Source organism: Pontibacter deserti, assembly GCF_023630255.1.
In the GTDB taxonomy this organism is placed as follows: domain Bacteria; phylum Bacteroidota; class Bacteroidia; order Cytophagales; family Hymenobacteraceae; genus Pontibacter; species Pontibacter deserti.
In genome coordinates this window covers 746,576-765,801 of the sequence record NZ_JALPRS010000001.1, presented here as the reverse complement: position 1 = coordinate 765,801, position 19,226 = coordinate 746,576, and the positions used below count along the sequence as shown (strand labels likewise).

The following is a 19,226-nucleotide window of genomic DNA, read 5'->3' as shown; positions in this document are numbered from 1 at the left end:
ATGTATTTCTCTAAATAGAGTTGTTACTAATTATTTAATCTAGAGTATTTAATGGTTTTTAAATTAATGTCTTTGGTATGAGTTGTAATAACTTAATTAAGATTAGAGGCCATATATTTTATCTAGCATTCATTAGAATGCCATTATGTTCAAAACACTTTTCAATTTATTTTAAGTATTTACATATATTCGTTTTAATATTTAGTTCCCTTATAATTGAAACCGTAAAATATAATGGATAAATTCCTTTTTGCTCTTATGACAGGAGCTATAACAAGTTCTTTAGCTTTACTTGGAGTAGTTTTGAAAATTTGGTTCGATAACCAGATAGAAACTGTTAAAAATGAGTATCAAAAGCAATTAGAAAATTTAAAAGCTGACTTAAAAGAAACAAAAGATATTAGAATAAATAAAGTTAACACAATAAATTCTAGACGAATTGAAACTCAAGAGGCCTTATTTAAAAGTTTAGATGGATTATCACTTATAGATATCCATGATAAAGACCTTTTACTTGAAAAAATACAAGAAGTAGACACTTATAGTAGATCTCATAAAATATTCATTGAAAAACCAATATTAAGAATCACACATGAACTTCTAGATTACTACAAATCAATTGTATCTTCACCTAAAAATAAAAAATATGAAACGGAAGCTAAATTATTAGATGACTACATCCACATATTCATTCAATAAAAAAATAACACCACCAAAATATTTTACTGTAAGTTCTGTTAAAACATTTATAGATGATATAGATAAAGTTTTTACACTTTCAGGCAAAAACGCTAAGGGGTTTAGACTTAATTTGGCTAACATTAAGTCTGCATCGATGTTAGGAGTACTGATTATCTATAAATTCATAGAGTATACTTCTAAATCATCTTGCTTTATGAATCCAAGAATTTCCATAAATGAAACTATGGATAAAGAATTTGAAAAGTTTGGATTTGCTAATCTTATCAAAGCATTTATTAAAGGAAGAGATGAAGATGAAAAGGAGATAAAAAGTAATGAAGAAGGAATAAGTGAAAAGGTAAAAGAATACAAAAAACTTAAAATATACATTGGTGAAAATTTTATTATTGCACCGCAAGCCTTGTTAAGGAATGATAAGTACAGTAAAGACAAATTAAATAAAGAGTATCTACCTGAGTTACAAAAGTATTATGAGTATGATGAAAAGATTATAGATATGGTTCTATTAGTATTTTCAGAAGTACTTTTGAACTTTTGGGAACACGCTGTTGAAGATTCCCATTCAATAATTGTTGCAAATGGTAATAAACAACATATAGAAATTGCTTGTGCTGATTCTGGGAATGGGATAATTGACACATTAAAAACAGTCTTAAATGATACCATTTCTAAACCTGAGGCAATATTAAAAGAAGCTGTTAAAAAAGGAGTAACATCTAAAAAAAGAACAAATCACATGGGATTTGGGCTATGGATTTTAGATCAAATAGTTACTGAAAGTGGTGGGCGTATGCATATTTATTCGCAAGGGGGTTATTATTTCAATGATGCAGGAAAAATTAATGCAGGTAAATGCGGATATTGGCAAGGAAGTATCGTATATATTTCTTTGCCACTTCACAATCCTGTTGGACTTACAGATATTTTAGCAAAGGAAGATAATTATAATTTAAAGATCAATTGGGTATGAAAACTGTAAAACTTGATAGGTACAGACCTATTATAAGTGATAGAGAGACAGGGGATGAGATCTACTCTATAATCAAACATGAACTTATTAAAAACAAAGAAGTTTCAGTAGATTTAGATGGGATAAAATCAATGGCTACATTCTGCGCAAAACAGATATTTGGTAAATTATATATTGATCTTGGATCATCCGACTTTTTCCATAGAGTTATGCTGAAAAATGCTACTAATGATGTTAAAACTATTATAAAAATTGGTATTCAAAATGCTCTAGAAGAAGCATAGTCCTTAAACTTTAAGTATAGCTTTTATTGCAGATTTTAGTCCAAGCATACATATTATTATTGGCGCGAGATAGTTTCTCGCGCCTTTTCATTTTCACACAGATACATCTTCTACAAGAATAGATAATAAGCTATCTATACCCCCGCTGGCGCGAGCTTGCAGCTCGTGCCTTTTCTTTTCCACAAAGCTATACCTTCAACACAATTAGCAGTACGAGCTACAAGCTCGCACTAGCATTAGTTCTCACTAGCGTCATACTTTCCTAACCCATAACCCGGACGTATCTGTTATAAGTATAAGCAGGAACATGAGCCGGAAGTATAAATTTCATCACAAGGAGGGGCTATACTTTGTAAGCTTTGCGGTGGTGTACTGGATAGACGTGTTTACGCGGGAGGAGTACTTTGCCCTGCTTACCGAAAGCCTGGACTAAGCCGCAAAAACAAAGGTATGGAGATCTATGCCTGGTGCATCATGCCCAGCCACGTGCATCTCTTCTTCCGAGACAACCACCCCAGCATGCTGCTGAAGGAGCTGAAAACGTATACTTCCAAACAACTATAAAAAGCCATTGCCGAGCACAACCAGGAAAGCCGGAAAGAATGGATGCTCTGGCTAATGGATCGGGCCGGCCTGAAAAACAGCAACGTGAAACACCGTCAGTTCTGGCAGCAGCACAACAAACCTATCGAGCTGTGGAGCGCTGCTGTGATAGACCAGAAAATCGAATACATCCACAATAACCCCGTGGAAGCAGGCTTTGTGTCGGAGCCGGAGCATTGGAAGTATAGCAGCGCGGTAGATTTTAGTGGCGGAAAGGGTTTGCTGGAGATCGATATTGCCTGACTAGTGGAGGCACGAGCTGCAAGCTCGCGCCAGCGGGGATAAGGCGTCGAAATAGCGGTAGTAAGCAACGATGCCGTTCAGGACCACATCAGCCTATACTGGTAAGTAAATCCGGAAGGTCGTGCCCACATTTACCTTACTTTCCACTTCTATCTTCCCGTCTGCGTTCTCCACTACCTTCTTCACCATATAAAGCCCGATGCCAGTGCCTTCCACATGGTCATGAAAACGCTTAAACATGGTAAAAAGGCCTTCCCGCTGGCTTGGTGTCATGCCAAGTCCGTTATCGGCGAAGGTCAGGACATGGTATTTACCCACCAGCTGGCAACTGATCTGAACGTGCGGAGTCCGGTTGGAAGCGCGGTATTTGATGGCGTTAGAGAGCAGGTTGTAAACTATACTCCGCATATTCTTGCTCGAGAAGCGGAGAGCCGTTTCAGGCGCCACATGAACGTCCACCACAGCCTCAGAAGATTTTAACAAGTGCGCCAGGTCCAGCATCACCTCTTCGATTACCTCCGCTACATGTACCTGCTCGGCATTGAACACGTTTTCCTGCTGCAGCTTGGCCACTTCAGTCAGACTGTCGATGGTTTTCTTGAAGCGCTCTACGGAGCTCTTCATCCTTTGCAGGATATCCTGTGTTTCAGTGCTCCTGAGATCTACAGCAGTGTGTTCGTCAAATAAGAAGGCCAGGAGGCCCTCAATGTTGAGGATAGGCGCTTTCAGGTCGTGGGAGGCAGTATAGATGAAATTGTCCAGATCGTTGTTGATGCTCACCAGGTGCCTGTTCTTCTCTTCCAATGCCTCCTGCTGCTCTTTCCGTTCATGCACATCGGTAGCCGTTCCGAACCAGCCGGTCACCCAGCCGTTGCTGTCGAACTGCGGTAGTGCACGACTCAGGTGCCAGCGGTAGCTGCCATCAGACATCCGCAGCCTATGCTCAATTTCATAGGGTGTAACCGTCTGCACCGCCTCATTCCAGGCGTCTATTGTCCGTTGCTCGTCTTCTTCAATTAACATGCTTTCCCAATGCCAACTGCCGTCAGGCTGCTGTCTGGCCCCCGAAAACTCAGATACACGTTTGTTGTAGTAAGTAACAGTTCCATCCGGTTTGGCCATCCATACAATCTGTGGCATGGCGTCGGCCAGGTTCATCAGGTCGCGGGCACTCTGTTCGATTTTCTTTCTAGCCTGCACCTGCTCTGTTACATCCTGCGCCACATGAATCACACCGCTTACTTCACCTTCCTCCATGAGCGGGGTATAAGACAGGTTTAAATAATGCGGTTCCACTTTGCCGTTTTTCAGCAGATGCACCAGCTGTTCGTTTGCCGAGATCGCTTTTCCGGTATGCAGCACCTGGCGTACCACCTCCAGCACGGGTTGGTCTTTCACCTCTGGCAACGCATCTACCAGCTTTTTGCCGTTCACTTCGTCTGCGGATTCTCTGCCCATGATGTGCAGCATGGGCGCATTCACGTTCTCAACTACCATCTCGCTGCCCCACGTAAAGGCTATCGCGACAGGTGCCTGTTTTATCATGTTCCGGAAGTGCGCCTCACTTTCCTCTAAGCGCTTTTGCGCCAGGTTCAGCTCTGTAACATCGGCTCCTGTGTTAATGACACCGTACACCTCTCCTGCTGTATTAAAAAGGGGCGTAAAGCTAAAATCGAAATAATGTGCCCGCAGCTCTCCACCGACTACCAAATCAAGTTTATGATTTTTGGCCTGGAAAGGTACACCTGTTTTATAAACTGTTGCGAGCTGCTCGAACACCTGCTGGTTCTCCAACTCAGGCAGCACGTCTTTGTACAGCTTGCCCACAATGTCGTTGCCTTTGCCCAGGCCATCTTTGAGCGCCTGGTTGGCAAACTGTATCCGCATTTCGCTGCCAAAGTATACGCCAATGGGGTGGTGCGAGCTTTCTATAAAAGACCGCAACTGCTGCTCGCTTTCCTCAACCTTTCGGCGTGCCAGCACCTGCTCCGTTACGTCATGCGTCACGCTGAACACACCGGCAGCTACCGTGTCGCCTGCGTTTGCATAATAAGGCTGTAATACCAAGTTGTAGTAGCAAAGAACTTCTTCCCCATCTTTTATGAGTGTAACAGGATACTCAGTTGCATAAAAGGACTGGCCTGTGTTACGCACCTGATCCATCAATTCCGGGAGGCCTTGCGATGCGGTTTCAGGAAGGGACTCAAACAAAGGTTTGCCGATGATCTCTGATGTTCTGCCTAATATGCTGAGTATTTCCTCATTTGCGAGTTCTACAATATGCTCAGGGCCGGTTACAATGCAAACCGCCACCGGAGCCTGCATAAACAGACTGTACTTTTTTTCAATCTCCCGCATGGCAGTGGCCTTTCTTTCTGCCACTACTTGCTCCGTGATCTCAGTTGGAGAATGTAAAATATACAGCACATTGCCCTCCGCGTCCAGAACAGGCTTGTTGCTTGCCTTCCAATACCGTTTTTCGAATTCGCCGGTTTCATTTACCAGATCATAACGAAACACCGGCAACTGATCGGTCACTTTGTCGCTTAACGCGTTCTCAAGAGAAACCCGTAGGCTGGAAGGATCCGATGGTGAGTCAGTTTCCGGGTTCACAGGATATGCCTCAAAAACACTTTTGCCCACTACCTCGTGCCTTTCATGGCCCGTAATGCGCAGCTGTTCGTCACTCACGGCCAGTATGGTAAACAGGGGCGGGTTGGGTTGCAGCAACAAGTAATTGCCTAACAAATTGTTAAATACTACCTGAAAGTCCGATGCCGGGATTTGCCCCCCGACAGAATTAGCTTGCTGCATGCTGTAGATGATAATTAATGTTCCAAGATACACAATTCCACAGCAAGATTAATTCCGCCCCTCGACATTGTCGGTTTATAGTCCGAAACTTTATACCCCTACGTTCGTCCCCCCGCTGGCGTGAGCTTGCAGCTCGTGCCTTTCTTTTCCACGCAGCTATACCTTCAGCTAAAGTAACAGTACGAGCTACAAGCTCGCACCAGCCCAAGGAGTAATAACCCAGCCTCCATAAATTCTTACCTCCCAGGCAACCTCGCTCCCCTCGCTTCCATCTATTGCAGAAACAACCCCTACCAAACTATGAAAAAGCTATTACTCGCTGTAGCGCTGCTGGCAAGCAGCTGCCTTATGCCTGCACTGGCACAGTTTAAAAAGCTAGGTGGCCGGGAGGGCCGGGCGCAGGTCCTATTGCTGGGTACCTTCCATTTTGCCTATCCCAATGCCGACATTATCACCACAGACAAAGCCGACCAACTGGATGTTACCTCCCCCCAGAGCCAGCGCGACATAGCGCGCATCACCAGCCAGATGGCTACCTTCAAACCCACCAAAATTGCCGTAGAGGTAAGGCCGGAGAAGCAGGCCCGCCTGGACTCGCTGTACCAGGCCTACCTGGAGGGCCGCTACGAGCTGGGCGTTGGCGAAGAGTACCAGTTGGGTTTCAGGCTAGCCAAACAGCTGGGGCACCTGCGCGTGTACGCCATCGATACCTGGGGCAACCTGGACGCCTACCAAAAGCCCGGCAGCAAAGAGTTTGAGGTTCGTGAAGACAAAGCAGCTGAGATGGAGAAGTTCTGGGAGTACATGCAGGCAACCGTAAAGACCCGCCACGAAGCCGAACAAAAGCTGGCCGGCAAACACCCCCAAACCCTCTACCAGAAAATAAAGGAAATGAACCAGCCGGAAGCCATCCGCAAAAGACACGAAAACTATTTCCGGGAGGCTTTTCAGTATGAGGCACAGCCTTACGATTATACCGGCGTGGACTGGTACAGCGCCTCCTGGTTTAACCGCAACCTGCGCATCTTCCGCAACATTCAGCGCATCACCGAAAGCCCCGACGACCGCATCTTGGTAATCTACGGTGCCGCCCACATAGGGCCGTTGCAGCAAGCCGTGGAGAGCTCGCCTTATCATGAGTTGGTGCCGGCTAATAAGGTGTTGCGGTAGGTTTACCTCACCCCAGCCCTCTTTTATTGAAGGCTCCTACTCTCAAGTCACACACCCCTACCCCTCTCAAGAGGGGAATTTCTGATATAGGTATTGTTGGAAGTATAGTTTTATAGCTGCTGTGGTCCAACCACCCCCAGCCCCTCAGAGCTACGCTCGCTACCTTTGAATTCGCGTTCTCGGTAGTCTAAGGCGGGGAGCTTTTTTCGTGCACGATTACACCCCTATAGTCCCCTCAAGGGGACACTTTCTGCTGTTGCTACTCTTGGCTAGTAGTGGTATAGTAGCTGGTTATTCTTTGGAATTACTTTCATATTAGTAAAAAAAAACTGTCCCCTTGAGGGGACCATAGGGGTGTTACTTTTGTTGAGAAGCGCAAATGACTTCAACTCTAAAGCAACTATACTTTGAGCAAGAACCACATTATCCCCTACAGAGAAGACCTGAAAGCTAAAGCCAGAGAGCTACGAAAAAACAGCACCCTTTCTGAAATCCTGCTCTGGCAGGTAATAAAGGAGCGGAAGCTGCTGAACTACCAATTCCACCGCCAGGTGCCATTACTCGATTTTATAGTTGACTTTTATTGTCATGAGCTGAAATTGGCATTTGAAATAGATGGAGATAGTCACAACTATAGCTATGATTACGACTGCAACAGACAAGCTGAGCTGGAGAAGTATGGCGTAAGGATCCTGCGCTTTGATGATCTGGAAGTGAAAAAGCAAATGCCGAATGTAATACGAACACTACAGGAATTTATACTGAACTTCAAAGCTACGATAACAATAAATCAAAGCTCCCTCTCCTGTTTTTAGGAGAGGGCCGGGGTGAGGTAAAAAGCTCCCCGCCTTAGACTACCGAGAACGCGAATTCAAAGGTAGCGAGCGTAGCTCTGAGGGGCCGGGGGTGGTTGGACTACAGTAGCTACGAAGCGACTTGCCTCCCCTCGCACATGCTGCAAGTTTGTAACCGGTATATTTTTTCTACACTCTCCCCCGCTCCAGCGGGATTTTAGCTCATACCTTCCCAATTCCGCGCAGCTATACTTTCAGCAAGAGTAGCAGTGCAAGCTACAAGCTCTCCCTAACGCTCTTGTGATGGGCCGTAACCGGTGAGCCCTCTCCTCAGTACAAACTTCAGATTATAGTACCATAACCTGTGTTATGGTTACAGAGTAAAACAGATAACCAACACCTGTTACAAATGGACTCACTGCATAACCCAGATAAGATCAATTCTTACTTTATTGAACAGATAAAAGATTATGCCATTTTCGCGATGGATACCGAGGGTATTATTACAACCTGGAACAAAGGAGTAGAGCAGCTGAAAGGGTACAAGGAGAATGAATTTGTAGGGAAGTTCTTTGGGATGCTTTTCCCGGACGAGTACCAGCAGGCAGATATGCCAAAAGTAGAATTGAAATCTGCTTTAGAAGATGGCCTTTATGAAACCAAAGACTGGCGCAAGCGGAAGGACGGCTCCCTGTTCTGGGCCACCATCAAGCTCACCCCTATTTATGAAAATGAAAAGCACATTGGTTTTACAAAAATAACCGGCGACATAACCGAGCAGAAAGAGCTGCAGGATAAACTGGCCGAGCGGCAACAAAGTGTGCTCGAGCTCAAGAACACCGAACTTGAACGGATCAACCTCGACCTGGATACATTTATTTACACAGCCTCCCACGACCTCCATTCCCCTATCCTGAACATAGAAGGGTTGATGCATATTCTGAAAAATGAACTGGAAGCGGCTAACGCCCTGAACAGTGCAACGGAAGAGATCCTGCATCGGGTGGTGGACTCTGTGAACCGTTTTAAACGTACCATAGTAGACCTGACCGAGATCAACAGCATGCATAAAGGCCTCAGCGAAAGTGTTTCGGATGAAGTGATCACGATCAAGGAAGTGTACGAAGAGATTATGGCGGACCTGCACAAACCTGCCAACCTGAAAGACTGCTTTATACACACTGATTTCCAGGTGAACATACTGAAATTCTCCCGCAAAAACTTCCGCAGTATTTTGTATAACCTGCTCAGCAATGCCATCAAATTTCAGTCTCCGGACCGAGAATGTATTATTACTTTATCCTCGCGCCTGGAGGAGCCTTATGTGGTGCTAAGTATAAGAGACAACGGCATGGGTATAAATGGTCGCCAGCAAAAGGAGCTATACACCATGTTCAAGCGATTTCATAACCACGCGGAAGGCACTGGCATTGGGCTGTACATGGTAAAACGCATACTGGAGAATGCCGGAGGTAAAATAGAAGTTGAAAGCGAAGAAGATAAAGGTACAGAGTTCAGGCTATACTTTCCGGCGGAAGTATAAGGTTTCTTTTTATCAGCAAGGCAAGGAGTTCTTCAGCCTTCGTTTCGTTACCGGTTACCGTTCTATAGTTGCCTGGTTTAACTTCCCTGCCTCTACCTCTTATCGTGGGTATTTAACCCTAAAACAGGAAAGGGAGCTTTTTCTCGTGCACGATTATACGCAATGACCTGCGGTCGCAAGTTTCGAACTCCCGTTCTCACTTGTCCTCAAGGGGACAATCCGGCTATTGCTTTAGTTGGAAGTATAGTTCTATAGTTGCCGCTTCAACACCCCTCTAGTCCCCTCAAGGGGACAGTCCGGCTTTTGGTCATAGTGGAATGAGTTACTTCGTAGCTAATAATTAGTAGATGTTGCTACAAGAGATTTCTATGATAATAGTAAGAAAAAAACTGTCCCCTTGAGGGGACTATAGGGGTGTTACTTTTGTTGAGAAGCGCAAATGACTTTAACTCTAAAGCAACTGCACTTTGAGTAAGAACGACATCATCCCCTACAGAGAAGACCTGAAAGCTAAAGCCAGAGAGCTACGAAAAAACAGCACCCTTTCTGAAATCCTGCTCTGGCAGGTAATAAAGGAGCGGAAGCTGCTGAACTACCAATTCCACCGCCAGGTGCCATTACTCGATTTTATAGTTGACTTTTATTGTCACGAACTGAAGTTAGCCGTTGAAATAGATGGGGACAGTCACAACTATAGCTACGATTATGACACTCTAAGGCAAGCTGAGCTGGAGAAGTATGGCATAAGGTTCCTGCGCTTTGATGACCTGGAAGTGAAAAAGGACATGCCAAATGTTTTACGAACATTACAGGCTTTTATACTGAACTTGAAAACTATTGTAACAGCTGATCAGCAGTAACTTCAGTAAGTATGAGAAGCTACCCACGGTAGATTACCGGGAACGCGAGTGTAACACCCCTATTGGCCCCCTGAAGGGGACCCTTTTTTCTTACTACTATCACAGGAATATTTAAGGTAAGCAGTTGGACTACATCAATTATGGAGCTGAGATGTGTTACAAGTATAAGCTATTTACGACCTTAACTTCTTTCCTACTCCACATCCATCCTATTACTCAGAAACCTTCCCGAAACTCTTTCAGGTGCGCGTAGCAGACGGGGCTGCTAACTTCCTGTGGTTCTTCCGCAACAAAAGGTGCTGGCTGTGACGGTGTATACCTTGCCACCAGTTTTTGCAGCTTCTCCCCGATATCATTTTCTACAACTCCGCCATGGTAACAGATGATGCGATCCACATCCAGTTGCTGTAGCTTTCTAACAGAGGCTACTGCCTGTTCCAGGTTCAGGGTATAGGTAGGATTTGCCAGTTCCAGCTCGTCTTGTTCTGCCACTACGGCATCGGCAGCAACAAGCGTTTTACTTTGCGGGATGTATATGGAAAAGTGCCCCGGCATATGGCCCGGCGTAGGTATAATTTGGATATTACCCCAGGAAGCAGGCACTTCCTTTTCCGTCAGCACCACATCTACGTTAACAGGCTGCACCGCTTTGAGCGACTCCTGAAATTGCCAGGCCCACGCCTTCTGCTCCCCGGGCAAGGTGTTATACAGCGCCTCTGCCTGCTGCAGCCGGAGCGATTTCTTTCTGCCACTGATATAAGGTGCTTCTGTTTCGGATGCGTATACTTTTACTTTAGGATATGCCGCTTTCAGCTCCTTCAGGCCGCCCATGTGGTCGATGTCGTGATGGGTGATGATAATACCTGTAAGGTTATCAGATGAGAGTCCGTATTTGTTGGCGGCTTCCTGCAGCAAGGGCAAAGAACCGGCATAGCCGCAGTCGACCAACACAAGCTCGCTGTCGCTACGGAGCAAAACAGGGTACAGCACCTCGTCCTGCCCCTGGTGGCTATATTTTATCACCAGAACAAAAACATCCATAGGTTTCATCTTGAATAGAATCCAGGTATCGGCTCTGTGCTATAGCAGCCCAGGTAACTAAAGTTAAGCAGCTTCTCTGTCTTTTGTAAAACAGTAGCTTACAGAAATATATACGTATGCCTGTAGTTTTTCCGGATGTATTTAAGGTTAATGGGGGCAGCTTCTGAGCAAAATTAACTATAATTTTATAGCTACTGTGGCCCCACTATAATACCACCTACCTTCCTCTCCCGCCGTCGCTATTAAATGCGTTACTGTTGCTTTATACTTTCCCTGCTAACAGTGGCAAGAAACTGGTAAGATCCTGTACCACTACCTCCAGGTTACCTTGTGCCAGCACCCGAAGAGAAAGCCCGTCGGGCTTCGGAACAATGTCCTGCACCGTTACCGCCTCAACAGCACCTTTCAGTTTCAGTCCTTTCAGTTCCAGGCCCTCCGCTAGCTGGTTGTTCACTTTTTCCAGTTCCGGTGTAATAATGGATTTCAGGTCAATCCGGGCCTTTTCAATGATCTGGTTATAGGCTACCTTATTTACCAACACCTCAAGGGCTGTGTTGTAAAAACCACTTGTTGTAGCAGACTCCATCGAAAACTGCTGCACATATACCTGCTGTGTGGTATTATCATAGGCCAGTGCCACCGAAGTATAAATATCGACCTTATCGCGCTTCAGCACGGTACGCAAAATTCTGAGCTGCACCCGTAGCTGCACGTTATAGGCCCCTGCCCTGCTTCCTGTTATACCTACCTCCAGTACCTGCGCATATGGGTTTTCTGTTATGCCATCTTCAGGCCTGGGGATATACATCCCCACCAGCTGCTGTTGCAGCACACTTTCCAGGGCAGAATAAGAAACTGTAATAGGAATATTTAACTGTACAGGTTTATCCATAGGGTAGTGTTTAGAAGGAAGATAGCACGCATCCGGAGCCTTTTTAGTTTCAAAACAAGGCTGTTGCCAGTCCAAAAGTCTCTGGCATTAGCATTGTACGTTGCCTAAAGGTAAGCAGAGATGGGTGGCAGGGCAAATCAAAACCGGGTGTTTTTCTTAAATTCTGAATGCAACTGTGGCCATGCAACCAAGTATAGCTAAAGTACAAGCACCTGATCCTGAAATGAGTAAGAGAGAAGTTACAAAGCCTGTTAAACCCCGGAACGGTTCTTTTTGGGTAGCTCCGATTCAATGGCTGGAGTGGGCATTTGGATGGATCGCTTACTGGATAAGCCACCTCGCTTTTTTTGTGATGCTGAAGTATGTCGGAAGACTGGCCGTACTTCTCGCTATCATTATCTGGTTTACTGAGGCGCCAAGCCGTAGGCGGGCTATTATACGCGAGAACTGGACCATACTGCTTGAAAAAGGGGGCGGACGCATGGAGGCTCTTAAATTTCTGCACCAGGAAGGTGTTGATCTTCGGGGATTGAACGGGGAATATGGCTTTTTCGAAGGAATTGATCTGAAAGGTGCTAACCTGTACGGAGCCGATCTGTCGAATGCTAAACTGGTGAAGGCAAACCTGAGCAATACCAACCTTTTAAACTCTGAGCTGAACAATGCGGTTTTAGATAGTGCAAATCTGAGTGGAGCCAAATTAAGTGGTTCGTTTATAAGACATGCCAGGCTGCAGGGTGCTAAACTCGACAACGCCGATCTATCATTTATAAATGCCAAAGGTGTATTTTTTACGGGGGCCAGCCTTGTTAAAGCTAACCTGAGTGAGGCCAGGTTAAGCCAGGCTTATTTCCAGTTAGCTGACCTGAGTGCTGCTTTCCTGCAATTCGCGAAGCTGGATAGCGCTGATATGAATGCGGCTAAGCTAAGAGGCGCCGATCTGTCGCTGACGGATATGCGCGGTGTTAAACTATACGATGCCGACTTAAGGGGTGCAAAATTAACGCATGCCATTTTAGAAGGCGCAGACCTTACCAGAGCTATACTGAAAGGTGCAGACTTACAGAACGCTTTTTTAATGGAAGCTTATTTAGAAGAAGCCAATTTAGATAGTGCCGATCTGAGAGGCGCCAACTTAAGAGGTGTAAGGTTCAGTAAAGCCAGGCTACGGGGCGCTGACCTTAGAAATGTCCGTTACTTGAGTGATTCCAGCTTTAAGGACGCAGATACAACAGGCATCATTTTGAAGTAAGATTATAGTTGCTGTTGTGGGCTTGTAGTTTACTTTTTTTACTTAGTTGTTTTATAGTTGCGATGGTCCAACCACCCCCAGCCCCTCCTTGTCTAAGGCGGGGAGCTTTTCTTACTTACTGAAGTGGTTGCTGATCTCTTGTAGTACTGCCTCCAGGTTATCAAATACATCTTTATTTTCGAAATGGAGTACTTCGATGCCTAATTCTTTAAGAGCCTGATCACGTTCTATATCACTTTGTTATGCTGCGGAATGGACATGTATTTGCCCGTCAAGCTCTATGGCAAGTTTTTCAGAAGGGCAGTAAAAATCTAGTATAAAGTTGCCGATGCTGTGTTGCCGTCTGAATTTGCGACCGTATAGTTGAGAAGATTTCAGGTGCTTCCACAATTCCGCTTCTGCAGGAGTTAGATTACTCCTCAGCATTTTTCTATTTTCTTTGAGGTACTTCCTGTTGTGCAACATCACGTTAACCGTATTTTAATCTATACATCCGCAATGAAGAAAGCCTACTATAAACCAGAAAGTTCAAGAAGTAAGAAAAAGAAAAGCTCCCCGCCTTAGACAAGGAGGGGCCGGGGGTGGTTGGGCTACAGTTTCTATAAAACACGACTTCCTGGAATCAGTAAGCCTATACTTTCAACTCTAGAACTATAGTCCGCCTATTAATCTCCGGAGCAGCACTACCTGGCCGAGATGGTAGGCGTTGTGCTCGGCAACTAACATGGCTTCGCGCAGTAAGTTTTGGCCGGTACCATGTGGTATAGGTTTAAAAAGATCATTCTTTTGATCCTGCACCAACTCAATCATTTCTTCCAGGTCAGCGTCAAGGGCTTTAAGCGTTTGCTCTAACTGGGCTTCATCTTCTGGTGCGGTTTCTTTGGGCCAATAGTCGTCAGGCCAGGCAGGCTCATGGTAGTTAGAATTGCGGCAGAAGTCAAGAATGTCGTGCTGTGCAAAAAGCAGGTGGTCCAGTAACTGCCATATGGTATAGGGTACACCGTCTACTTTCCTGCCTGCATCCTGTAGCGTAATTCCTTCCAGCAGTTCTTCCCGCGTCCGGAAAGCCTGCCCTCCACGCATCATTTTTACCAGTTGTTCCCGCAGTTGTTTGTCCTGATTCATAGCTTCGGTTTATCTATTTTTATACTTTAAACAGAAGGCAAGAGTTAACAAACAATACATAGCTTCTGGTAACAAATTGCCCCATAGTTACTTAAATAAAAACGCGCCTGCGTATACAGCATTATCTAAACAGTGGGTAGTAGCATGTTACATAGTTTATAGCAAAGTGTAAATGGACTTTTCACAGGAAATCATTTATGACCAGAACAGTATTCTGATAGTTGCTGTTTTGTTTGTTCTGATTCTGCTGGCTAGTGAGGTAGGCTATCGGTTGGGCCACTACTACCAGTCCAGAACCGATACGGACGTAAAAACGCAGACCAATACTATACAAACTGGTACACTGGGTTTACTGGCACTTATACTTGGTTTTACATTTAACATGGCTGTGCAGCGTTTTAACAATCGCAGCGAGGCCGTTGTTATAGAGGCAAACACCATTGGCACTGCCATGCTACGCACCAACCTTCTTCCAGAGCCTTATGATTCGCTTACCTACGACCAGTTGCAGCAATACATTTTGCTTCGGCTGCAGGTTGGCAACACCAAGTACGCTATGGTAACTGAACTGGAGAACCTGAATAAAGCTACTAAAGTTTTGCAGACAGAGATCTGGATGAATGCTGTAAAAGCCGCCCGCATAGACCCAAGATCTGTAACTACAGGTTATTTCATTAGTGCGCTTAATGACATGATAGATGCTTATGGTAAGCGTAATGCCCTACTCGCACTGCATGTGCCTGAAGTTATCCTGTTTTTGCTGTTTATTGTTTTTATCATGTCCGGGGCACTGATGGGTTATGCCGCCGGATTAGGAAAGAAGCGCACGACTCTCCCTTCTATTATGATGACTTTCCTGATCTGCCTTGTAGTCTTTATAATAATTGACTTGGACAGGCCTAAACGGGGTATTATTAAAGTAAACCAGGATAGTATGCTGCACCTGCGGGGAGATGATTACGAAAAAAATTAAAACAGCCGCTGACCATAGTCAGCGGCTGTTTTAATTTTTGATCCAGAAACTATACATTTTAGTAATATCTGGTTCTTTCGTTTGAGTCGTACCAGCGGTTGTGTCTCATCTGGTTACGGTCTCGGTTATAATTTGAGTCTTCATCCGCCCCATACTGGCCTGAGTAGCTGGAGCCGTCGCTGTAATCCCTGCCTCTGCTGTAGCCGGAGCTTCTGTAATCGTCACGGGTGCCATAATTGTGGTCTCTGTCAGGGTTGGAGTGAGAGCTAACGTATTCATTCCACGAACGATAATCCTGCTGTCCGCGGGATCCGGAATAGTTACCGCGGTTATAGGAACCGTATTCACCAGGGAAACCCGATCGTATGCTTCTGTCGCCATGCCCCTGGTAACTGTCATGTTCCTCTCTGTAAAAATCTTCGTCTCCGCGGTAGTTATCCTGGTTATCGTTATAGTGCCCAAAGTAATTTACTTTTTCGTCCCGGTCTTGGCGCTTAAATTCCGAGCGGTTTCTATAGTTATTGGAGGTTCTTCTTTGTCTGTTATAATCATCTTCTATGTCGCTTCCTTCGTGATAGCTGCGCACCGGACGGTCGCGGTAACTATCCTGGTCTCTTTCGCCACGGTATCGCTGTTCGAATTCATTTGTTAGGTTTCGGGCACTGTGATACTGTTCGTCGTTGCTGTAGCCTTCGTAACGGCCATAATCATAGCGATCTCTGTCTTGTCTGTTCATAGCTTTTTAGGTTTAATTTACATCCCTATATAAACGACCTTCAGCCACAACGGTTTAACAACGCAGTATGTGTTGGTAGAGCAAACACGTTAAGTTACCGCGTTACTTACCTGATACGATACTAATAAGCCAGCAAGCGTCCGCAGGTAATGACCACTACCCACACTACCATAGAGCACACAGCTGCAGCTTTGGCAGTACCGGGTACATTGCCATGCAGCCATCCTGTTGCCGAAGGAAAAATATACCGATGAAACAAACCTGCATTTATACCTCCAATTACCAGCATGAGCATCTTGATATGAAAAACAGGATCGCTGGCCAGCGACACCGCATTGGTACTGAATAGCAAAAAACCTGAAGGAACGATTAAGTATAAACCCCTTCTGGACCAGGTCAGTAAGTGCTGTGCCAGATCCGGAACAGGCAGGTTTCGGGAAAACCCCAGCAGGCGCAGATCAAACAGGAAAGCAGCCCCTACCAGCAGCACAATGCCGATTATATGCACAATTTCCAGAAATGGGTATAACCAGTAAGACTGCCGGATTGTGATGGCGGGTCCCGAGTTTTCCAGTCCTTGCAGAAGCTCGGGCAGAGTGACGGCCACCGTTAGCGTAACTCTATTTTTTTATCTCCCACGTATATCCGCTCTGCACGCATCTCATCCTTTACCTCTTTGTGCGGATACCCTATAACACGTACCGAATCACCAGGCTGTATCATCTCCTTTGTAAGGCCACGGGCACTCATTCTGCTGGGCGGGGCCAGTACGACTGTCCAGATCTTTTTCTCGTGCTGCAATGTTAACATGCCATGTGGGTTCTCAAACGTCAGTTCTTTTACCAAGCCGGTATAATCAAGTGTTTTGGTTTGATCGTAATTTGCCCAACCGTGATGTAAAACAGCTAAGGACAAAAACAGCGGAAAGACCAGGATTACGAGTATTTTAGCAAGTAACATCATAAGTATAAGGTAGTTAAAGTTTACTTTTGTAAAAACGAAGGATAACGCGAAAAGAGTATCTATACTTATTTTAAGAAGTAGCTGAGGCAGTGCAGCTCGTTATAAAATAAAAGCCGCAGACCGGTTTCCCGTCTGCGGCTTTCAACATCTTACCAATTCAGATTTTTACTTAATTTTCGCATCACTCTACTTTCGCAGGTACTGGTCCTCACCCCGAAGCCAGTCTTCGCGCGCCGGTGCGAAGAAGTCAACAAATTCGCTATCCTCGAGTGCGTCAATAGAATGGGGCACGTTTGAAGGAATTATGATAAACTCTCCTGCTCGCACTGTTTCTTCCCGATCATCGAAATTAAATTTTAGTGCGCCTGACACGATCATGGAGTACTCCTCATTTTCGTGGTAATGGCGTGCTATGCGGGCTCCTTTCCTGGTAAATAACCGGGCTAATGTTCCTTTCTCACCGAATATAACCTGGCGCGAAAGCTTATCCGTAAGCTTCTCCTCTTTTATGTTTTTCCAGGAGGTTTTGATGATCTCCCGCCTTTTAGGTGAGCCGTCATGACTTTCTGCCCTGTATATTCCTGAGCCCACGATATATGTCTCTCCGTTGTGTTGTACCATACGCACAAAGGTCTCTTTCAGTGCAGGGGCATTTGTGCCGGGTTGGTACCAGTAGCACTCCAGCCAGGCGCTGCCCTCTGTTATAGCAGCAGCAATTTCGTCACGTACAATTGTTTTTCCTTTCAGGTCTTTCAGGTTCAGGAGGTTTCTGCCTTCCAGGCTCGGTTGTGCAGGGTTTACCAGTTCTACCCCTTCCGGACTCTCCACAAACACATATGTATCCATAAAATAGAAAGGGCCTTTCTTATCACGGAGCAGATCGAAGGCGGCTTTACCCCGCTCCTGTACCAGGGCGGCTGCACGATCTACAACATCCTCAATTATCGTTTTATCGACCTGCATGTTATAAATGCCACTGCCTACCAGGTACTCCTTGCCCGAAGGAAATGTAACCCGTTTCACGAAGCAGGACTTCCAGGTCGGGAAAATATCAAAAGGCTTCGGCCACATACAATGGATCCAGCCTTCTCCTTCCGGTGTGCTGGCAGCCTCCAGGAACAGCTTTCCGTAAGGCTTTCCGATAGCGTCTTTCGCATCTCTCGCATCTTTTCCTTCGACTTCCGGTTTTTCCGGATGTATCTCCGGATGTAATGCCCTGACACCATCCATTGTCCAGATAAAAAAATAGATATCATCGTGGAGCCACTTGGTACCTTGTTTCTTAAACTCCGGAAAGGCTTTTTCCCCTTCTTTTTCAAGTAGTGCTGCTGCCTCCCGTACAAGTTCAACCAGCTCAGGGGCAGTCATGCTGGAAGTATACTTAGCTTCCTTTGGTGCATCGGCCATGTACGCGCCGCAGCCTACTATTACATTTTTATCGCCCAGCCTAGCTTTTCTGATATAAGCAGTCTTCTGAGTAGGAACGCTTTCGCCAGGCTTTGGCCACATATAGTCCAGCCAGCCTGCTCCCTGTTCCTGCGCTACCTTAATGATCTCCTGATTCAGCAACTTTCCACTGGCATCTTTCATATTGATCAGGTTACGGCCCACCAGGGTCGGAAAGGCAGGGTTAAACAGTTCAACACCTTCCATGTCCATCACGAACACGTAGGCGTCTTTGGCAATATAAGGGCTTTTAGGATCACGGAGCAGCTCAAAGGCAGCCTCGCCCCTATGTTCAATTTCTGCAACAGCCTTGTTTACCAGGTCTGCCACAAACTCGCGTTCCATGCGGTCGTTGTACACACCGCTGCCCACCACGTAGCTCTTACCTGACGGGGCTTTTACCAGCTGCACATAGCTGCTCTTCCAGCGGGGCAGCAGGCCGTCCGGAACAGGCCATTGGTAATGGTACCAGCCCTCAGGTTTCTCAGGTTGTGCGGTGGCAGCATTTAGTAATCCGCGTATGATCGGCTTTCCATTAATATCTTTCAGTTCCAGCTGGTTTTTACCTTCCAGTTCCGGATCGTGATGCAGCAGCATGTTACCATCCAGGTCCAGCGCGAAGATATAAGACTCGTCCTGTCTCCAGCGGCTGCCCGCCGACCTAAAATCGTCGAATGCGGCTTCGCCTTTGGTGTGAATCAGGTCCGCTGCCTCTTTCACCAGCTGAACAAGCTCGCGTGTTTCCAGGTATTGGTACTGTTCTGTTTTGTGCGTCGCAGGAACTGCGACAATTCCGTTCTTTTTCATAGCTTTCA

20 protein-coding genes and 1 pseudogene are annotated in these 19,226 nt (G+C 45.7%); 12 read left to right on the top strand and 9 right to left on the bottom strand.

What is annotated here, in order from left to right; all coding sequences use genetic code 11:
* The first annotated feature begins 234 nt into the window (after positions 1–234).
* From MJ612_RS03240 to MJ612_RS03220, 6 genes are all read left to right on the top strand, one after another.
* Complete coding sequence (locus MJ612_RS03240) at positions 235–699, top strand: hypothetical protein (protein ID WP_187029381.1); 465 nt, start codon at positions 235–237, stop codon at positions 697–699.
* Complete coding sequence (locus tag MJ612_RS03235; protein WP_187029379.1) at positions 671–1,672, top strand: HAMP domain-containing histidine kinase; 1,002 nt, start codon at positions 671–673, stop codon at positions 1,670–1,672. The genes MJ612_RS03240 and MJ612_RS03235 overlap by 29 nt, the downstream gene beginning before the upstream one ends.
* Positions 1,669–1,956, top strand: coding sequence for an STAS-like domain-containing protein (locus MJ612_RS03230; RefSeq protein WP_187029378.1), 288 nt, complete (start codon positions 1,669–1,671; stop codon positions 1,954–1,956). The genes MJ612_RS03235 and MJ612_RS03230 overlap by 4 nt, the downstream gene beginning before the upstream one ends.
* 307 nt (positions 1,957–2,263) lie before the next feature.
* Positions 2,264–2,389: a hypothetical protein gene (locus tag MJ612_RS18305; protein WP_255487935.1), complete on the top strand. Its 126-nt coding sequence runs from the start codon at positions 2,264–2,266 to the stop codon at positions 2,387–2,389.
* A gap of 17 nt (positions 2,390–2,406) precedes the next feature.
* Complete coding sequence (locus MJ612_RS03225; RefSeq protein WP_250419044.1) at positions 2,407–2,520, top strand: transposase; 114 nt, start codon at positions 2,407–2,409, stop codon at positions 2,518–2,520.
* Positions 2,521–2,562: 42 nt separating this feature from the next.
* Positions 2,563–2,802 carry a hypothetical protein gene (locus tag MJ612_RS03220; protein WP_250419043.1) on the top strand — a complete coding sequence of 80 codons (240 nt, stop codon included), beginning with the start codon at positions 2,563–2,565 and terminating at the stop codon, positions 2,800–2,802.
* A 93-nt stretch (positions 2,803–2,895) separates the two neighbouring features.
* On the opposite strand, the gene MJ612_RS03215 is transcribed toward MJ612_RS03220, so the two are convergent.
* A complete protein-coding gene (locus MJ612_RS03215; RefSeq protein ID WP_187029377.1) occupies positions 2,896–5,616 on the bottom strand; it encodes a PAS domain-containing protein in 2,721 nt (906 codons plus the stop codon).
* A 300-nt stretch (positions 5,617–5,916) separates the two neighbouring features.
* Between MJ612_RS03215 and MJ612_RS03210 the strand changes: the two genes are divergently transcribed.
* The 4 genes from MJ612_RS03210 (at position 5,917) to MJ612_RS03195 (ending at position 9,983) form a co-directional block, all read left to right on the top strand.
* Positions 5,917–6,786: a DUF5694 domain-containing protein gene (locus tag MJ612_RS03210; protein WP_187029376.1), complete on the top strand. Its 870-nt coding sequence runs from the start codon at positions 5,917–5,919 to the stop codon at positions 6,784–6,786.
* Between the two features lie 407 nt (positions 6,787–7,193).
* Positions 7,194–7,601: an endonuclease domain-containing protein gene (locus MJ612_RS03205; protein WP_187029375.1), complete on the top strand. Its 408-nt coding sequence runs from the start codon at positions 7,194–7,196 to the stop codon at positions 7,599–7,601.
* Positions 7,602–7,989: 388 nt separating this feature from the next.
* Positions 7,990–9,123 carry a sensor histidine kinase gene (locus tag MJ612_RS03200; RefSeq protein WP_187029374.1) on the top strand — a complete coding sequence of 378 codons (1,134 nt, stop codon included), beginning with the start codon at positions 7,990–7,992 and terminating at the stop codon, positions 9,121–9,123.
* Positions 9,124–9,590: 467 nt separating this feature from the next.
* Positions 9,591–9,983 carry an endonuclease domain-containing protein gene (locus MJ612_RS03195; protein ID WP_187029373.1) on the top strand — a complete coding sequence of 131 codons (393 nt, stop codon included), beginning with the start codon at positions 9,591–9,593 and terminating at the stop codon, positions 9,981–9,983.
* 216 nt (positions 9,984–10,199) lie between these two features.
* Here the strand turns inward: MJ612_RS03195 and MJ612_RS03190 are convergent, their stop codons facing one another.
* Together MJ612_RS03190 and MJ612_RS03185 are read right to left on the bottom strand one after the other, a co-directional pair.
* On the bottom strand, positions 10,200–11,024 hold the full coding sequence (locus MJ612_RS03190) for an MBL fold metallo-hydrolase (protein ID WP_187029372.1): 825 nt from the start codon (positions 11,022–11,024) through the stop codon (positions 10,200–10,202).
* A gap of 262 nt (positions 11,025–11,286) precedes the next feature.
* Positions 11,287–11,916 (bottom strand): DUF4403 family protein, encoded by a 630-nt coding sequence (locus MJ612_RS03185; RefSeq protein WP_187029371.1) that lies wholly within the window; start codon positions 11,914–11,916, stop codon positions 11,287–11,289.
* Positions 11,917–12,097: 181 nt separating this feature from the next.
* Between MJ612_RS03185 and MJ612_RS03180 the strand changes: the two genes are divergently transcribed.
* The gene (locus tag MJ612_RS03180) at positions 12,098–13,168 is read left to right on the top strand and encodes a pentapeptide repeat-containing protein (RefSeq protein ID WP_250419148.1); all 1,071 of its coding nucleotides are present in this window, start codon (positions 12,098–12,100) and stop codon (positions 13,166–13,168) included.
* 111 nt (positions 13,169–13,279) lie between these two features.
* Here MJ612_RS03180 and MJ612_RS03175 read toward each other — a convergent pair.
* Together MJ612_RS03175 and MJ612_RS03170 are read right to left on the bottom strand one after the other, a co-directional pair.
* Positions 13,280–13,633: pseudogene (locus MJ612_RS03175) on the bottom strand (endonuclease domain-containing protein).
* Positions 13,634–13,819: 186 nt separating this feature from the next.
* On the bottom strand, positions 13,820–14,293 hold the full coding sequence (locus MJ612_RS03170) for a DinB family protein (protein WP_187029369.1): 474 nt from the start codon (positions 14,291–14,293) through the stop codon (positions 13,820–13,822).
* Positions 14,294–14,465: 172 nt separating this feature from the next.
* On the opposite strand from MJ612_RS03170, the gene MJ612_RS03165 reads away from it, so the two are divergent.
* Complete coding sequence (locus MJ612_RS03165) at positions 14,466–15,266, top strand: bestrophin-like domain (RefSeq protein WP_222619597.1); 801 nt, start codon at positions 14,466–14,468, stop codon at positions 15,264–15,266.
* A 58-nt stretch (positions 15,267–15,324) separates the two neighbouring features.
* On the opposite strand, the gene MJ612_RS03160 is transcribed toward MJ612_RS03165, so the two are convergent.
* The 4 genes from MJ612_RS03160 to MJ612_RS03145 all read right to left on the bottom strand — a co-directional run bounded on the left by MJ612_RS03160 (position 15,325) and on the right by MJ612_RS03145 (position 19,218).
* Positions 15,325–16,002 (bottom strand): hypothetical protein, encoded by a 678-nt coding sequence (locus tag MJ612_RS03160; protein ID WP_187029368.1) that lies wholly within the window; start codon positions 16,000–16,002, stop codon positions 15,325–15,327.
* Between the two features lie 121 nt (positions 16,003–16,123).
* Positions 16,124–16,609: a DUF6644 family protein gene (locus MJ612_RS03155; protein WP_250419042.1), complete on the bottom strand. Its 486-nt coding sequence runs from the start codon at positions 16,607–16,609 to the stop codon at positions 16,124–16,126.
* Positions 16,610–16,611: 2 nt separating this feature from the next.
* Positions 16,612–16,965, bottom strand: a complete 354-nt coding sequence (locus MJ612_RS03150; RefSeq protein ID WP_187029367.1) for a DUF6152 family protein — start codon at positions 16,963–16,965, stop codon at positions 16,612–16,614.
* Between the two features lie 186 nt (positions 16,966–17,151).
* On the bottom strand, positions 17,152–19,218 hold the full coding sequence (locus tag MJ612_RS03145) for a cache domain-containing protein (RefSeq protein WP_187029366.1): 2,067 nt from the start codon (positions 19,216–19,218) through the stop codon (positions 17,152–17,154).
* Positions 19,219–19,226: the final 8 nt, after the last annotated feature.

What these genes read in the sequence shown, in the direction of transcription:
- MJ612_RS03180 (WP_250419148.1), top strand. Translation starts at nt 12,098, where the DNA reads ATGCAACCAAGTATAGCTAAAGTACAAGCACCTGATCCTGAAATGAGT.
- MJ612_RS03150 (WP_187029367.1), bottom strand. Translation starts at nt 16,965, where the DNA reads ATGATGTTACTTGCTAAAATACTCGTAATCCTGGTCTTTCCGCTGTTT.
- MJ612_RS03210 (WP_187029376.1), top strand. Translation starts at nt 5,917, where the DNA reads ATGAAAAAGCTATTACTCGCTGTAGCGCTGCTGGCAAGCAGCTGCCTT.
- MJ612_RS03225 (WP_250419044.1), top strand. Translation starts at nt 2,407, where the DNA reads ATGGAGATCTATGCCTGGTGCATCATGCCCAGCCACGTGCATCTCTTC.
- MJ612_RS03160 (WP_187029368.1), bottom strand. Translation starts at nt 16,002, where the DNA reads ATGAACAGACAAGACAGAGATCGCTATGATTATGGCCGTTACGAAGGC.
- MJ612_RS03185 (WP_187029371.1), bottom strand. Translation starts at nt 11,916, where the DNA reads ATGGATAAACCTGTACAGTTAAATATTCCTATTACAGTTTCTTATTCT.
- MJ612_RS03145 (WP_187029366.1), bottom strand. Translation starts at nt 19,218, where the DNA reads ATGAAAAAGAACGGAATTGTCGCAGTTCCTGCGACGCACAAAACAGAA.
- MJ612_RS03190 (WP_187029372.1), bottom strand. Translation starts at nt 11,024, where the DNA reads ATGGATGTTTTTGTTCTGGTGATAAAATATAGCCACCAGGGGCAGGAC.
- MJ612_RS03170 (WP_187029369.1), bottom strand. Translation starts at nt 14,293, where the DNA reads ATGAATCAGGACAAACAACTGCGGGAACAACTGGTAAAAATGATGCGT.
- MJ612_RS03165 (WP_222619597.1), top strand. Translation starts at nt 14,466, where the DNA reads ATGGACTTTTCACAGGAAATCATTTATGACCAGAACAGTATTCTGATA.
- MJ612_RS03240 (WP_187029381.1), top strand. Translation starts at nt 235, where the DNA reads ATGGATAAATTCCTTTTTGCTCTTATGACAGGAGCTATAACAAGTTCT.
- MJ612_RS03235 (WP_187029379.1), top strand. Translation starts at nt 671, where the DNA reads ATGACTACATCCACATATTCATTCAATAAAAAAATAACACCACCAAAA.
- MJ612_RS03200 (WP_187029374.1), top strand. Translation starts at nt 7,990, where the DNA reads ATGGACTCACTGCATAACCCAGATAAGATCAATTCTTACTTTATTGAA.
- MJ612_RS03220 (WP_250419043.1), top strand. Translation starts at nt 2,563, where the DNA reads ATGCTCTGGCTAATGGATCGGGCCGGCCTGAAAAACAGCAACGTGAAA.
- MJ612_RS03215 (WP_187029377.1), bottom strand. Translation starts at nt 5,616, where the DNA reads ATGCAGCAAGCTAATTCTGTCGGGGGGCAAATCCCGGCATCGGACTTT.
- MJ612_RS03230 (WP_187029378.1), top strand. Translation starts at nt 1,669, where the DNA reads ATGAAAACTGTAAAACTTGATAGGTACAGACCTATTATAAGTGATAGA.
- MJ612_RS18305 (WP_255487935.1), top strand. Translation starts at nt 2,264, where the DNA reads ATGAGCCGGAAGTATAAATTTCATCACAAGGAGGGGCTATACTTTGTA.